The organism is Aeromicrobium sp. MLTX1 (assembly GCF_046452335.1).
Taxonomy (GTDB): Bacteria; Actinomycetota; Actinomycetes; order Propionibacteriales; family Nocardioidaceae; genus Aeromicrobium.
In genome coordinates this window covers 14472-28803 of the sequence record NZ_JBKFDN010000001.1, presented here as the reverse complement: position 1 = coordinate 28803, position 14332 = coordinate 14472, and the positions used below count along the sequence as shown (strand labels likewise).

14 protein-coding genes are annotated in these 14332 nt (G+C 67.9%); all 14 read left to right on the top strand.

Features of this window, described 5'->3' with window-relative positions:
- Window positions 1–33 precede the first annotated feature (33 nt).
- The 14 genes from ACK99Q_RS00150 (at window position 34) to ACK99Q_RS00085 (ending at window position 14328) form a co-directional block, all read left to right on the top strand.
- Window positions 34–1176, top strand: a complete 1143-nt coding sequence (locus tag ACK99Q_RS00150) for an acetyl-CoA C-acetyltransferase (protein ID WP_410184240.1) — start codon at window positions 34–36, stop codon at window positions 1174–1176.
- A gap of 5 nt (window positions 1177–1181) precedes the next feature.
- Window positions 1182–2771 (top strand): long-chain fatty acid--CoA ligase, encoded by a 1590-nt coding sequence (locus ACK99Q_RS00145; protein WP_410184239.1) that lies wholly within the window; start codon window positions 1182–1184, stop codon window positions 2769–2771.
- Window positions 2772–2824: 53 nt separating this feature from the next.
- Complete coding sequence (locus tag ACK99Q_RS00140; RefSeq protein ID WP_410184238.1) at window positions 2825–3568, top strand: FadR/GntR family transcriptional regulator; 744 nt, start codon at window positions 2825–2827, stop codon at window positions 3566–3568.
- A 29-nt stretch (window positions 3569–3597) separates the two neighbouring features.
- Window positions 3598–3960 (top strand): hypothetical protein, encoded by a 363-nt coding sequence (locus tag ACK99Q_RS00135; RefSeq protein WP_410184237.1) that lies wholly within the window; start codon window positions 3598–3600, stop codon window positions 3958–3960.
- Window positions 3957–4697, top strand: coding sequence for an alpha/beta fold hydrolase (locus tag ACK99Q_RS00130; protein ID WP_410184236.1), 741 nt, complete (start codon window positions 3957–3959; stop codon window positions 4695–4697). Before ACK99Q_RS00135 ends, ACK99Q_RS00130 begins: the two co-directional genes overlap by 4 nt.
- A 75-nt stretch (window positions 4698–4772) precedes the next feature.
- Complete coding sequence (locus ACK99Q_RS00125) at window positions 4773–5810, top strand: zinc-binding dehydrogenase (protein ID WP_410184235.1); 1038 nt, start codon at window positions 4773–4775, stop codon at window positions 5808–5810.
- A 40-nt stretch (window positions 5811–5850) separates the two neighbouring features.
- Window positions 5851–6651: an SDR family NAD(P)-dependent oxidoreductase gene (locus ACK99Q_RS00120; protein ID WP_410184234.1), complete on the top strand. Its 801-nt coding sequence runs from the start codon at window positions 5851–5853 to the stop codon at window positions 6649–6651.
- Window positions 6648–8687, top strand: a complete 2040-nt coding sequence (locus ACK99Q_RS00115) for an FAD-dependent oxidoreductase (RefSeq protein WP_410184233.1) — start codon at window positions 6648–6650, stop codon at window positions 8685–8687. Before ACK99Q_RS00120 ends, ACK99Q_RS00115 begins: the two co-directional genes overlap by 4 nt.
- Before the next feature lie 141 nt (window positions 8688–8828).
- Complete coding sequence (locus ACK99Q_RS00110) at window positions 8829–10076, top strand: ABC transporter substrate-binding protein (protein WP_410184232.1); 1248 nt, start codon at window positions 8829–8831, stop codon at window positions 10074–10076.
- 12 nt (window positions 10077–10088) lie between these two features.
- Window positions 10089–10907 carry an ABC transporter ATP-binding protein gene (locus ACK99Q_RS00105; RefSeq protein WP_410184231.1) on the top strand — a complete coding sequence of 273 codons (819 nt, stop codon included), beginning with the start codon at window positions 10089–10091 and terminating at the stop codon, window positions 10905–10907.
- The gene (locus ACK99Q_RS00100) at window positions 10907–11623 is read left to right on the top strand and encodes an ABC transporter ATP-binding protein (RefSeq protein ID WP_410184230.1); all 717 of its coding nucleotides are present in this window, start codon (window positions 10907–10909) and stop codon (window positions 11621–11623) included. The genes ACK99Q_RS00105 and ACK99Q_RS00100 overlap by 1 nt, the downstream gene beginning before the upstream one ends.
- 1 nt (window position 11624) lies before the next feature.
- The gene (locus tag ACK99Q_RS00095) at window positions 11625–12515 is read left to right on the top strand and encodes a branched-chain amino acid ABC transporter permease (RefSeq protein ID WP_410184229.1); all 891 of its coding nucleotides are present in this window, start codon (window positions 11625–11627) and stop codon (window positions 12513–12515) included.
- Window positions 12512–13570 carry a branched-chain amino acid ABC transporter permease gene (locus ACK99Q_RS00090; protein WP_410184228.1) on the top strand — a complete coding sequence of 353 codons (1059 nt, stop codon included), beginning with the start codon at window positions 12512–12514 and terminating at the stop codon, window positions 13568–13570. The genes ACK99Q_RS00095 and ACK99Q_RS00090 overlap by 4 nt, the downstream gene beginning before the upstream one ends.
- A complete protein-coding gene (locus tag ACK99Q_RS00085; RefSeq protein ID WP_410184227.1) occupies window positions 13567–14328 on the top strand; it encodes an SDR family NAD(P)-dependent oxidoreductase in 762 nt (253 codons plus the stop codon). The genes ACK99Q_RS00090 and ACK99Q_RS00085 overlap by 4 nt, the downstream gene beginning before the upstream one ends.
- Window positions 14329–14332: the final 4 nt, after the last annotated feature.

Genomic DNA, 14332 nt, shown 5'->3' with positions numbered 1-14332 from the left:
GGAAGAAGTAGATGCCGATGAAAGGAAGCTGACGTGACTGAGGCGTACATCGTCGACACCGTACGGACACCACTCGGACGGCGGCGCGGTTCGCTGGCCGACGTGCACCCCGCGGATCTCGGGGCCGCGGTTCTGGGTGCTCTCGTGGCGCGAACCGGGGTCGACCCCGAGCGCATCGACGACGTGGTGTTTGGCTGCCTCGATCCCATCGGCCCCCAGGCGGCGAACGTCGGCCGCACGAGTTGGCTCGCCGCCGGCCTGCCCGAGTCGGTGCCCGCGGTCACGATCGACCGCCAGTGCGGTTCGTCGCAGCAGGCTGTCCACTTCGCGGCCCAGGCCGTCATGAGCGGTACCGCTGATCTCGTGGTTGCCGGCGGCACCCAGAGCATGAGCGCCGTGCCCATCGCCGAGAGCTGGCACAGCGACGGGTTTCCCACTCCCTATGCCGGATCCACGGGGTGGGCGACTCGGTACGGGGACCAGGAGATCACGCAGTTCCGTGCCGCCGAGCTGATCGCGCAGAAGTGGTCGCTCGAGCGGGCAGAGCTCGAGGAGTTCGCGCTGCGCAGCCACCGGCTGGCCGACCGGGCGGTCACGGAGGGGCGCTTCGACGCCCACCTCGTGCCGGTCGCCGGGCTGCAGCGCGACGAGACTCCCCGACCCGACACGACGGCCGAGAAGATGGCCGGACTGCGCACGCTGGCGGCCGACGGCATCGTCACCGCAGCCACCGCGAGCCAGGTGTCGGACGGAGCGTCGGCGATGCTGATCGCCTCGGAGCGGGCACTCACCGAGCACGGGCTGGCCGCACGCGCGCGCGTCCATCACATGACGGTGCTGGGCGACGACCCCGTGATGATGCTGACGGCGCCCATCCCGGCGACGGCTCGGGCGCTCGAGCGCACCGGACTCTCGGTCGACGACATCGACCTGTTCGAGATCAACGAGGCCTTCGCCCCCGTGGTGCTGGCGTGGCTGCGCGAGACCCGGGTGCCACTGGACAAGACGAACGTCAACGGCGGAGCGATTGCGCTCGGCCATCCGCTCGGCGCCACCGGCGTGCGCATCATGGGCGACCTTCTCGCCGAGCTCGAGCGCACCGGTGGGCGATTCGGGCTGCAGACCATGTGCGAGGGTGGCGGACTCGCGAACGTGACGATCATCGAACGGCTCTGACGCCGATGTCGAAGGGACGAGACATGGACCAGAACGTGGTGTTCCCGGGGTTGATGATGCATCGCCCCCTCCTTCTGACGGACTTCGCCGAGCGCGCGGCCAGGGTGTTTCCAGACCAAGAGGTGGTGAGCCATCGCGCCGGACGTATCACGCGACGCACCATGGCCGAGACGGTCGAGCGCGCGCGCCGCCTCGCATCCTCGCTGTCGCGCCTCGGCGTCGGCGTCGGCGACCGAGTGGGCACCTTCGCGTGGAACACCCAGGAGCACCTCGAGCTCTACATCGCGGTGCCCGCCATGGGGGCCGTGCTCCACCCCGTGAACATTCGCCTCCACGAGTCGGACATCAGCTACATCGTCGACCACGCCGGTGACCGCGTGATGTTCGTCGACGATTCGCTCTCGGACCGGCTGCCGCGCGTCGACTGCGTCGAGCACGAGGTCGTCATGGGAGGCGGTGAGCGCGACGGTGCGCTGTCGTACGAGCAGCTGATCGCCGAAGGGGACCCCGAGTTCCCGTTCGTCTCCGTCCCGGAGACTTCGGCGGCCGCGATGTGCTACACGAGCGGTACGACCGGTGCACCGAAGGGAGTGGTGTACTCGCACCGGTCCACCGTGCTCCACACCCTGCTGCAGTCGCTTCCCGACGCATACGGCCTGAGCGAGTCCGACACGATCCTGCCGATCGTGCCGATGTTCCACGCGAACGCGTGGGGCCTGCCGTACGCCGCCCTGATGGTCGGTGCCAAGTTGGTGCTGCCCGGGGAGATCGCGGCACCGGCCGACGTGGCTCGACTGATCGAGGCGGAGCGGGTCACGTTCGCGGCCGCCATCACCACGATCTGGCACGGCATCTCGCAGCTGTCGACCGTTCCCGATGTCAGCTCGTTGCGCGAGGCCGTGGCCGGCGGCGCTCCCGTCAGCGAGAGCCTGCTGCGAGACCTCGACGCGATCGGGATCACGGCCATCCAGGGCTTCGGCATGACGGAGGTCAATCCGTTGCTCGGTGTCGGCCGGCCCCCGGCGCGGCTCGACCCGGCTGATCCGGCGTGGATGTCGGCGCGACTGAGCCAAGGACGCCCGATGCCGCTCGTGGGGGTCGAGGTCGACGAGGAGGTCGGCGGCGAGCTGCTGCTCTCGGGCAACACGGTCGCGAGCGGCTACTACCGCGCGACCGCCGAGCAGAGTAATCGGTTCACCGAGGACGGCTGGATGCGCACCGGCGATATCGTGACGCGCGACGGCGACGGGCTGCTCCGCCTGGTCGACCGCACGAAGGATCTGGTCAAGTCGGGCGGGGAGTGGATCAGCTCGGTGGAGCTGGAGAACGCGATCATGATGCACCCGGCCGTTGCCGAGGCGACCGTGGTGGCCATCCCGGACGAGCGGTGGGGCGAGCGCCCCTACGCGTTCGTGGTGCCCCGTGCGGGAGCGTCGCTCGACGTCCCCGATCTCAAGGCCTTCCTGCAGGAGAGGGTCGCCAAGTGGTGGATTCCGCAGGACATCGAGATCGTCGGCGAGATCGCCAAGACGAGCGTCGGCAAGTTCGACAAGAAGCGTCTGCGCGAGCAGGTGGCGACCGACAGACGCGGGTGAGCCGGACGGCGCAGTCCCGCCTTTCGGGCGGGACTGCGTCTAGAGTTCGCTCCATGAGCGTGGATCGGAGCGTTGCGGCCAAGGTCATCGGCACCAAGGTGATGCGGCCGCGACAGCAAGTCGAGGAGACCTTGCGGCAAGCGATCCTGTCCGGCGAGCTCGCCAGCGGAGAGATGCTTCCGCCGGAGACCGAGCTCGCCCGGCAGTTCAGCGTCAGTCGCACGACCTTGCGTGAAGCGCTGCGGACACTGGTGCAGGAACGTCTCATCATCAAGGTCCCCGGAGCGCAGGGGGGCAGCATCGTGCAGTCGGTGACGTCCTCCTCGTTGGGCGGGGTCGTCACCGAGGCCGTCGAGAACCTGTTGGCGCTCGGGAGCATCGACTTCGATGAGGTGGCTGCCGTCCGCCGGCATCTGGAGGTCCCGTCCGTCCGGCAGGCGGCCCGGAGTCGCAGTGACGAGGACCTGGCCCAGCTCCAACGGATCGTCGACACGCAGAAGTCGATCTCGGTGGAGGACCCTCGCGTCGCCGAACTTGACGCCGAGTTTCACACGGCGATTGCGCACGCTTCGGGAAACCGGGTGCTGACCGCGCTGGTCCAGGCGCTTCACGGCGCGACCGAGCCGGTCGGCTACTTGGAGTTGTCGCCGGAAGTTGGACGCACGACGGTGCAGCAGCACCGCGCGATCGTCGCGGCGATCGCGACTGGTGACGCCGACGCTGCGGAAGCGGCGATCGTCGAGCACCTCGACTACCTGCACGACCACATCAGCGCCTATCGGCGTGAGCAGAGCTAATCCCTGCGGGATGTCTTGACGCCATCCAAATGTCCGACAAAACTGTGCGTGTGCAGATATCAGACGAGACCGCTGTCGAGACCTTCTACGTCCTCGCGAGCTCCCAGGCGGGTGCCGAGACCGAGTTTCAGTCCTGGTACGACGATGAGCACATTCCGGAGATCATGAGCAAGCACGCCGCCATCGTCGGCGTCGAGCGGTTCGATCTCGGGTCTCCCAGAATCCATGGCGAGGTGCGCGAGACCGGGAGCGGCGTCGCTCGTTCCTTGGCCGTCTATCACGTTGCTGGCGACGCTCGAGAGACGTGGGACGGCGTGCGGTCGGGCCCGGCGCTCGGCCGCTCGGCCGCCATCGACTACGGCCAGCTGCGCGTGGCCTTCTCCCCGGCATGACGTACACCTTCGTCCTCGTCCACGGCGGTTTCCACGGCGGATGGTGCTGGGAATCGGTCGTCGCGCGACTGGAGTCAGCCGGGCACCGCGTCACGACTCCCACCCTGACGGGTCTGGGGGAGCGTCGACACCTCGCCCGATCGGTCACCGGACCCGAGACGGGGGTGCAGGACATCGTGAACCACCTGGAGATGGCGGATATGACCGATGTCGTGCTGGTCGGTCACAGCCTTGCCGGAATCATCGTGAGCGGCGTGGCCGATCGAGTCCCCGAGCGCATTCGGCAGCTCATCTACCTCGACAGCGTCCTCGTCGAAGACGGCGAGTCGTGGGCGGCGATCGTTCCTGCAGAGGTCACCGCCCAGCGGCGGGAATTGGCGCTCACTGAAGGCGACGGAATCTTCTGGCCCGACATGCCGCTCGAGGCACTGGGCATCCCCGCCGATCACCCTCGCGCGGCCTGGGTGCGCGCGCACATGACGCCGTTGCCCTTCGCCTACTACGAGGGCGTGCTGAGCCTGGAGCACCCCGTCGGCAACGGCCTGCCGGCCACCTATGTCGTGTGCACCGATCCGATCCTCAGCAGCCTGGAGAGCTCGCGACGCCGTGCCGGTCGCTATGGCTGGCCGATGCGAGAGATCGCCACCGGCCATGATGCGATGGTCCTGGCGCCCACCGAGGTCGCCGACCTGGTCCTGGCCGAGGCGGAGGCGTTGGGAACGGAAGCCGTCGATTGACACCGTGGCTATTGTCCAACAATATTGAGCCATGACGCTTTCATGGTTCAGATCACGTCGCCGGGGAGTCGACACGTGAGCCGCGACCACTTCCGCGTCATCCGCCTCGCGCGTCGTCCCGATGGTCCACCCGTGCCGGAGGACTTCCAGATCACGATCGAGCCGGTGCCCGAGGTGGGGCCGGGGCAGGTGCTGATCGAGAACGTCGGCATGTCCGTCGATCCGCTCATGCGGATGCGGATGGGGGAGCGCACGGGTGCGGCCCACGTGCCTCCCTTCGTCCTGGGAGAGCCGCTCGATGGCTCCGCGGTCGGAAGGGTCGTCGTCTCGCGGTCCCCGGGCTTCGCCCCGGGTGACGTGGTGCTCAACTCGGGTGCCTGGCAGGAGATGGTGCTGTGCGACGCCGGTGACGGCGGCTGGTTCGATCCGCTGCGAGTCGATGCGCCCGACGGTCTCGACCTGCAGCTGTTCCTGGGCGTCCTCGGCGTCTCCGGCCTGACGGCGTACGTCGGACTGCGCGAGGTCGCCCGGCTGCGAGCCGATGACGTCGTCTACGTGTCCGCTGCGGCGGGCGCGGTCGGCGGCGTGGCGACCCAGCTGGCGACCGCCTGGGGCCATCGCGTCGTCGCGAGTGCGGGCTCGGAGGAGAAGGTCGCGAGTGCGCGCCGCCATGGTGCGGCGGCTGCCTTCAGCCACCGCGACGGCGACCTCGTGGGTCAGCTCGGCGCGGCGGCCCCCGGCGGGATCGACGTGTACTTCGACAATGTCGGAGGGGCCCACCTCGAGGCCGCCCTCGAGCACCTGCGACCCGAGGGCCGTGTCGTGCTGTGCGGTCAGGTCTCCAGCGCCAACGGTGACCTGTCCGGTCCACGCAACCTGATGCGCGCGATCTACCAAGGGGTGCGCCTCGAGGGCTTCATGGTGCGGCACCATCGGGCCCGCTGGGGCGAGTTCCACGCCGAAGCCCAGCGACTGATGTCCGAGGGTCGACTCTCGCTCGACATGACCGTCTATGACGGCCTCGACGCGGCTCCGACCGCGATGGCCGACCTCCTCGCCGGACGCACGGTGGGCAAGGTCAGCGTCAGACTCGACCGCGCCGCCACCTCATGACATCCCCGAACCGCTCCACTCGACGACAGGAATCGAACTCATGAACCACGTGCTCATCACCGGCGCCGCGTCCGGCATCGGACGTCAGCTCGCCCGTCGGCTCGCGGCGGACGCCGTCCGAACCGGCGAGCCGGCGCGACTCGCACTGCTCGACCGTGACACGAAAGGCCTGGAGGCCGTCGTCAAGGAGTTGAACGGAGAAGCCGCCGAAGCCCGAGCCTTCGAGGTCGATCTGGCCATCCCGGCCTCGGTCGACCAAGCCGCCACGGACGCCATCGCTTGGTTGGGCGCTCTCGATTCGGTCGTCAGCAACGCTGGCATCATCTTGTCCGGACCGCTGACCGAGCTCAGCGTCGAGGACTGGGATCTGGCGTTCAACGTCAACACTCGGGCCGCCTGGCTCTTGGGCCGTGTCTGCCACGACTCGCTCGCGGAGGGCGGTGGCTCCATGGTCATTGTCGCCTCGCTCGCGGCCACGGCGGCGACGGGCGGGATGGGTGCCTACTCGCCGAGCAAAGCCGCCGTGCGCATGCTGTCCATCCAGCTAGCTCGCGAGTGGGGCGGCGACGGCATCCGCGTCAATTGCGTCTCGCCCGGCTCCACCGCGACGGGACTGACTTCCAACATCTTCGCCGACTCCGCCGTGCGCGAGGCTCGGGCGGCCACCATTCCGCTGGGCCGCATTGGCGAGCCGGAGGACGTCGCGGACGTCATCGCGTTCCTCATCGGTCCGGACGCGCGCTTCGTGACCGGCGCAGATGTCGCCGTCGACGGTGGATGGGGTGCGGCTCTGGTGCCCGGAGGCATCGGAGTCTCACCGGTCGGCGACGTCGCCCGATGACCACTCCGGTCGCCCGCCCGGACCTCGGTGCCCTCTGGTCGCCCACCCGGATCGGCGCCGTGGAGATCCCCAACCGCATCGCGATCAGCGCCCACAACCTGGCGCACGAACCGCGACAGATGGCCGCCTACCTCGCGGCCCGAGCGGCCGGCGGCGCAGGACTCGTCGTCATGGGCGGCGTACCGGTACACCCGTCCTCGATGAGCAACCCGCTGTTGGTCCAGGCCTGGCGGCCGGAAAGCGTGGAGATCCTCTCCGAGATCGCGGACACGGTGCGTGCCGCGGCGGAGGCGTCGCCGGTGGCGGCGCGGCTTGGCCGCCGGGGGGCAGTGTTCAGCCAGATCTTCCACGGTGGGCCGAACGATCCCGGCAACTCGGTGTTCCACCACCAGCACGTCGCCATCGCCCCGTCGGCGGTGGCCCAACCTCCCTCGGGACGTATCCCGAAGGCCGCCGATCGCGACGACATCGCCGAGATCATCGACGGGTTCGCCACCACGGCCCGTCACCTGCAACTGGCGGGGTTCGACGGTGTCGAGATCAGCGCCTCACATGGGTACCTGGTGCACGCGTTCCTCTCCCCGTGGATGAACCGTCGTGAGGACGAGTATGGCGGAAACGAAGAGAACCGGGCGCGCTTCGCGATCGAGGTTGGCGCAGCCATCAAGGAGAGGTGCGGTACCGCGTTTCCCGTGATGCTGAGACTCTCTCTCGACGAGCGGATCGGCAATCGAGGGCTGACCCCGGACTCGTCGCGAGGCCTGCTGCGTGCGCTGCGCGGCAGTGGCCAGTTCGACGCCTTCAGCATCAGTGGTGGGGTGTACGCCACGCTCGACGAGACTGTCGCTCCGTCAAGCGCCCAGCGCGATGCGGTGTTTGCCGACAGCGCCCGTGTGGCGCGCGAGGTACTCGGCCCTGATCTCCCGATCATGCTCACCGGGTCGGTCATGGCGCTGGAGCGGGCCGCGGAACTGATCACCGAGGGCGTTGCCGACGTCGTGGGCATGACGCGCTCGCAGATCGCCGACCCAGAGCTCGTGGTCAAGGGACTTACCGGACGCGCCGACGAGGTGCGGCACTGCATCCGTGGCAATCAAGGCTGCTGGCGTGGGATCAAGACACGTCAAGGGGTCACGTGCACGGTGAATCCGACCGCCGGGCGCGAGCTCGCGTGGGGCCCTGAGGTCCCGACGACGCGGCCTCGACGCATCGTGATCGTGGGAGGCGGACCAGCCGGCGCGAAGGCGGCTGAAGTGGCCGCCTCGCGAGGTCACCACGTGACGCTTTTCGAGCGTGGCGAGCGGCTGGGCGGGCAACTGCGACACGCCGGGGCATTGCCCGGCCGTTCGTCGTGGCTGCTCGCCGCGGAGGATCTGGAGCGATCGCTCGCGCACCTCGGGGTCGATGTCAGGACGGGGGTGACCGCGACGAGTGAGGTGGTGCTTGCGGAGAACCCGGACGTCGTTCTGCTAGCGACGGGTAGCCGATGGCTGACGAATGGGTGGTCGTACGTGCACGCCCACCATCCGGCGCCCGCCGTCGCGCCGGACGCACGCGTCGTGGGACCGGACGAGGCGACCCAGCATCCTGACGAGCTGGGGGAGCGAGTTGTCGTGATCGACGACACTGGCGGCTACGCACCCCTTGGAGTCGCCGAGCTCCTGCTGGAGCACGGCGTGAGTGTGCATCTGGTGACGCCACGAGCGAGTGTGGGGGACCAGGCGGTCCTGACCGGTGAGGCCAGCTTCGTGATGCCACGACTCTTGGGTCACGGGGTGCCCATCACGACCCGCACCGCCGTCGAAGCGATTGATCGCACGGGGGTGTTCCTGCGCTCGTCCATCACCGCCGCGCTCGAACACGTCGAGGCGGACACGGTCGTGACGTGCCTGCACCGCGAGCCGGTGCTCGACCTTCTTGAGACCCTGCGCGGACTTCGTCCGAGCCTGGAGATCCATCGTCTTGGCGACTCGCTATCGCCCCGTGAGGCCGACGACGCATTCCTCGAAGGAGTGCAGGTGGCGCGCGGGCTGTGACAAGGTCGAATATTTCTTTGTTAAGTTAAATGTCGGACCTTGACGCGAATGACCAGCCCGCCATATGGTGTACATCACAGGGGGGGACGGCGGCGAGCGTGTGCTCGGTCCGCGGAACCGAGACAAGATCAGGAGAAAGACATGCGAACGAGCAATCACACGTCGGGTTCGGTCCCGTCGCGTCGTCGGTGGCGTGCGGCCACCGCACTCGCCGCAGCAGCCGCGGTGGCCCTGGCCGGATGTGGGACCCCGAGCGGCGCCCGTTCCGATGACAGCGACACGCTGAAGGTTGGCATCGTCACGTCGCAGACCGGCCTGCTGTCCGCGGTGGGCGCGCGATGGGAGAACGGCTTCATGGCGGGCCTGGAGTATCTGACCGACGGGACCATGGAGATCGACGGCAAGAAGATCGAGTTGTTGAAGGGCGACGACACGGGCGAGGCCTCGGTCGGTACGACGGTCGCCAAGAAGCACCTGAGCGAGGGTGCTCGCATTTTGGTCGGTCCCGCGACCTCTGCGGTGGCCGTGCCGGTCGCGGATCTTGCGATTCAGAACGACGTGCTGTTCGTCTCGGGGGGCGCGGGTACTACCGACCTCGTGGGCTATGACAAGCGCGTATTCCTCACCAACGGGAACTCGCCCGCCGGAACGTACGTCTACAAGGAATTCCTCGGCGACGACACCGACGGAAAGACGATGGCGACGGTGAACCAGGACTACGCCTTTGGTCAGGCCCAAGCCCGTGAGATGAAGACCATGCTGGAGCCCGAGGGCATCACGGTGAACTCCACGATGCTGCCGCTCGACACCGTCGACTTCTCAGCCGTCGCGAACAAGATCCGCAAGGACCAGCCGGACTACGTCCACACCAACTGGATCGGCGCCGGTCAGACGCAGCTCTACTCCGCGCTCGCATCGCAGAAGGCGCTCGAGGGAACCACGTTCTTCACGACGCTGTTCGAGTCCGCGGCCTGGGAAGGTATCGGTGAGGCGCTCGGCGATCAGGTGGAGGACGCGCACTTCGCGATGATGTACTACCCGCACTACGACGAGACCGAGAAGGCCAAGTTCCTGCTCGACTACTCGAAGAAGAAGGATCACAAGGTCGAGGACGGCGACGGAGCCTACGGCTGGTCGTCCGCCGAGATGGTCTACCGCGCTCTGAGCGAGGGAGACCCCAGCGACACCGACTCGATGGTCGACGCGCTGCAGGACTGGACGTTCGAGGGTCCGATGGGCGACGTCACGATCCGGGGCGAGGACAACCAGGTCATTCCCCCCTACGCCGTGGTGAACCTGGTCAAGAAGGACGGCGCGTGGGACGTGGAGCTCGATCACGTGGTCCCGTCCAAGGACATCACGCCTGCCGTGGTCAAGCCCCTCAAGTAGTAGATCCGGTCGATGACCGGCCCGGCCCGCGCGCACCCCTTCGGTCGCACGGGCCGGGTCTCATCGGACGATTTCCCTCAATCCGTCATCGAAGGTGACCACGTGACCACAACACCTGCCTTGTCCGTCGCCGGCGTGAGCTTCTCAGTCGGCGCGGCTCGCATTCTCACGAACGTGAGCCTCGACGTGGCTCCCGGCGAGACACTCTGCGTGATCGGCCCGAACGGCGCCGGAAAGACGACGCTGATGAACACCATCAGCGGCACGGTCCGGCCCCAGAGCGGCACGATCACCCTCCTCGGCCAGGACATCTCCCGAATGCGACCGCACCAGCGGACGCGCCACGGGCTGGGCCGCACGTTCCAGACGTCCTACCTGTTCAACGAGCTGAGCGTGGAGGACAACCTCCAGCTGGCCGACCGGGCTCCCCGCGGGACGCGGGGCGGTGACGCCCGTCCCGCGGTCGACGACGCGCTCGCCCAGGTCGGTCTGGGCGGTCGCGGATCAGCGCAGGTCGGATCGCTCTCGCACGGCGAACGACGCAAGGTCGAGATCGCGATGGCGCTCGTCAGTGACGCGGAAGTCCTCCTGCTGGACGAGCCGATGGCGGGCGTCAGCGCCGAGGACGTCCCCGACCTGGTCGAGATCATCCGGGTCTATGCCCGAGGTGGCCGCTCCATCGTGCTGGTGGAGCACCACATGGACGTCGTGCTCGACCTGGCAGATCGCGTCGCTGTACTGCATCACGGCGAGACGCTCGCCGTGGGCACCCCGGACGACGTGATGGCTGACGAGCAGGTCCAGGTGGCCTACATGGGCGAGGAGCTCTGATGACCAACACACTCGAGGTGCGCGACCTGCGCGCGACGATCGGCACGTCCCAGATCCTGCACGGCGTGGACCTGACGGTGTCCGAGGGCAGCACCACCGCCGTGCTCGGGCGCAACGGCGTCGGCAAGACCACCTTGATGCGCAGCATCCTGGGATATCTCGACTGCACCGGCGACGTCCTGCTCCAGGGCGCGACGATCTCCGACCTGTCGACGCACCAACGCGTCCAGCGGGGCATCTGTTACGTGCCGGAGAACCGGGACGTGTTCCAGGGCCTGACGGTCGCGGAGAATCTGCGGCTGGCTGAGCCGCGCGTCGGTGAGGCTCGCTACGACTTGGTCTTCGACCTGTTCCCCGAGCTGAAGCAGCGAGCCGAGCAGCTCGCCGGCTCGCTGTCGGGCGGCCAGCAGCAGATGGTGTCGCTGGCTCGCGGCCTGCTGCCCGAGTCGAAACTGCTCATCATCGACGAGCCGACCAAGGGCCTCGCGCCCCGCGTGGTGAACGAGGTGGTCGCCGTCCTCAAGCAGGTCAGCGAGGCCTCGACGATCCTCATGGTCGAGCAGAACCTCAAGGCGGCCAGCGAGCTGGCCGACGACGTCGTCATCGTGAGCGAGGGGCGCATCGCGACCACCGGATCCACCGACCTGCTGGCCGATCGCGACGAACTACGCCGCTACCTCGGCGTCGCCCGTAGCGGTCACGACAAGGAGGCCTGAGTTGAACACCTTCGTGCTGATCCTCGCGACGGGATTGAGCGTCGCGGCCCTGTACTACCTGCTGGCCTCCGGCCTGAGCCTGATCTTCGGCCTCATGGACGTGCTCAGCTTCGCCCACGGCGCGCTTCTGTCGATCTGCGCCTATGTCGCGATCGAGACGATGGGCCTGTTCCAGACGGCGACCATCGGCGGTCTGTTGCTGGCCGTCATCGCCTCGATGCTCGTCGGCGCGGCGGTGGCGTTCGGCGTCGAGCGCTTCTTCGTGCGCCCGATGTACGGCAGGGGGCATCTGCCCCAACTGCTCGTCACCATGGGCGTGGGACTGGTCCTGACCGCGATCCTGACGATCCGGTATGGTCCCGACAACGTCCAGATGCCGTTGCCGTCCTCCGTGGCCGGTGCCGTGGACCTGGGCGGGATCTACATCCCGGTCAGTGCGCTGGTGGTCATCGCCGCCGCGCTCATCCTCCACGTCGGGCTCCTGCTGTTCCTGCGACGCACGCGCCATGGCCTCATCGTGCGCGCCGGCGTCGAGAACGCCGACATGGTTCGCGGCCTGGGCATCGATGTCACGCGTTCTTTCTCGCTGGTCTTCACCATCGGCGGTCTCGCCGCCGGACTGGCCGGCGCGCTTGCGCTGGTCTACGTCCGCTCGGCGACCCCGCACGTGGGCGACCAGTACTTGATCTATGCGTTCATCGTCATCGTGATCGGTGGCGTCGGATCGCTGTCGGGAACGCTGGCCGCGGCCGTCGTGGTCGGGCTGGTCCAGCAGTTCGCGAACTACTACATCACAGGAGGCGCGGGCGACCTGCTCGCCCTCGTGCTGCTCGCCGCTGTCCTGCTGCTTCGTCCGCAGGGCTTGTTCGGCAAGACTGGGAGGGTCGTGTGAATCGCGTCGTGTTGGTGAAGATCGGTGCCCTGGTGGCACTCGTCGTCGCCCTGTTCCTGTTGCCGTACACGTGGTGGCCGGGCGTGGGCCTGTTGCCGGGCGAGACCGGTTCCGCCAGCTCCCTCGACCTCCTCAGCAAGGTCTTCGTGCTGGCTGCCCTTGCGGTGACGTTCGATCTGCTGCTGGGCCAGACCGGTCTGATGTCACTGGGGCACGGGCTCTACTTCGCGCTCGGCGCCTACGTGTTCACGATGCTTCTGGCCTACACCGACCTCTCGTTCATCCCGGCCGCCGTGATCGCGATCGTGGGCACGATGGTGGTGAGCGTCCTACTCAACCTGGTCGCGCTGCGCATCGACGGGATCCCCTACGCGATGGTGACTCTGGCCTTCGCGGAGCTCGCTGCCGTGGCGGTCCACCGAAACTACTTCGGGACCGGCGGCGAGAGTGGCCTGCGGGCACCAGTCGACACGTTCCCGACGGCGTTCGTTGGCCTGCAGAACATCGCCAACGTCTATTGGGCCTGCTTGGCGCTGCTGATCGTCGTGGTGGCGATCGCGTGGCTGGTAATCCGCAGCCCCTTCGGTCTCGCCCTGCGTGGCTGCCGTGACAACGCGCTGCGCATGCAGATCCTCGGCTACGACGTGTACCTCGTGCGGCTTGGCGTTTCGGTGCTGGCGTCGACCCTCGCGGCACTGTGCGGCGTCTTCTTCGTGATCGCCCTCGGCGGCACCGATCCGGAGACGGTTGGCATGACGTTCGCTCTCTCGCTGATCTTCATGGTCGTGATTGGCGGATCCGGACGGCTCGCCGGTGCCGTGATCGGCGGTGTCGTCTACACCCTGCTGTCGCAGCGACTTCCGGCAGTGGGTGCCGCGCTGGACGAGTCGAATGCTCCGCACCTGCTGGCGGAGGTCCTCGGCGAGCCCGACCTGGTGCTTGGCGTGGTCTTCCTGCTGGTGGTGTTCCTTGCCCCCAAGGGGATCGTGGGGGTGTTCGATCAGCTCCGGCATCGACGATCCAGCAAGACCGCGACCCCGGCGGTCATGCGATGAGCGCCGCCGAGCCGGTGGACGTCGCGATCGTCACCGGTGGCACGGGTGGGATCGGCTCGGCCGTCGTGGAGCGGCTGCGGCGTAACGGCACCAGGGTCGTCGTGATCGATCGGGTCGAGCGCGACCCGGGCGACCCCGGCGTGCTGGTGGTGCCGTGCGACGTGTCCTCGCCGGTGGACAGCCAGCGGGCGTTCGACGTCGCGCTGGACTGGGCCGGCGGTCGCGTCACGCAATTGGCCGCCGTGGCAGGGCAGGTCGAACGCGAGTTCGCCTACGATCTGACTCCGGAGTCGTGGAACTCGGTCCTCGGGACTCATGTGACGGGCACGATGCTCTGGTCGACCATGGTCGGTCGGCATCTGCGCTCTCACGGCGGCGGCAGCATCGTCACCTTCGGTTCGATCTGCGGGACTCGGGGCTTTCCCGAGATGACCGCCTACTGTGTCGCGAAGGCGGCGATCCACCAGCTCACGCGTAGCCTGGCCGTCGAATGGGCTGGTGACGGCATCCGCGTCAACTGCGTTGCGCCGGGATACATCGAGACACAGGCCATGCGGGATTCGTCCGAAGCTTCCGGGGTCGGGTCCACCGTGGGTGACCTGCACGCGCTGGGACGGACGGGCCGTCCGGACGAGATCGCGGACGCAGTGCACTACCTGCTGTCGGGCGCAGCCTCCTTCGTCACGGGTCAGGTGCTGTTCGTCGACGGTGGCTTCACCGCACTCGCTCGTCCGCTGTCCTACGGACACCAGGCGTGATGTG

Excerpts from the sequence above, each read along its gene's own strand:
- ACK99Q_RS00085 (WP_410184227.1), top strand. The coding sequence starts at position 13,567 with ATGAGCGCCGCCGAGCCGGTGGACGTCGCGATCGTCACCGGTGGCACG.
- ACK99Q_RS00145 (WP_410184239.1), top strand. The coding sequence starts at position 1,182 with ATGTCGAAGGGACGAGACATGGACCAGAACGTGGTGTTCCCGGGGTTG.
- ACK99Q_RS00110 (WP_410184232.1), top strand. The coding sequence starts at position 8,829 with ATGCGAACGAGCAATCACACGTCGGGTTCGGTCCCGTCGCGTCGTCGG.
- ACK99Q_RS00140 (WP_410184238.1), top strand. The coding sequence starts at position 2,825 with ATGAGCGTGGATCGGAGCGTTGCGGCCAAGGTCATCGGCACCAAGGTG.
- ACK99Q_RS00130 (WP_410184236.1), top strand. The coding sequence starts at position 3,957 with ATGACGTACACCTTCGTCCTCGTCCACGGCGGTTTCCACGGCGGATGG.
- ACK99Q_RS00115 (WP_410184233.1), top strand. The coding sequence starts at position 6,648 with ATGACCACTCCGGTCGCCCGCCCGGACCTCGGTGCCCTCTGGTCGCCC.
- ACK99Q_RS00105 (WP_410184231.1), top strand. The coding sequence starts at position 10,089 with ATGACCGGCCCGGCCCGCGCGCACCCCTTCGGTCGCACGGGCCGGGTC.
- ACK99Q_RS00100 (WP_410184230.1), top strand. The coding sequence starts at position 10,907 with ATGACCAACACACTCGAGGTGCGCGACCTGCGCGCGACGATCGGCACG.
- ACK99Q_RS00135 (WP_410184237.1), top strand. The coding sequence starts at position 3,598 with ATGTCCGACAAAACTGTGCGTGTGCAGATATCAGACGAGACCGCTGTC.
- ACK99Q_RS00120 (WP_410184234.1), top strand. The coding sequence starts at position 5,851 with ATGAACCACGTGCTCATCACCGGCGCCGCGTCCGGCATCGGACGTCAG.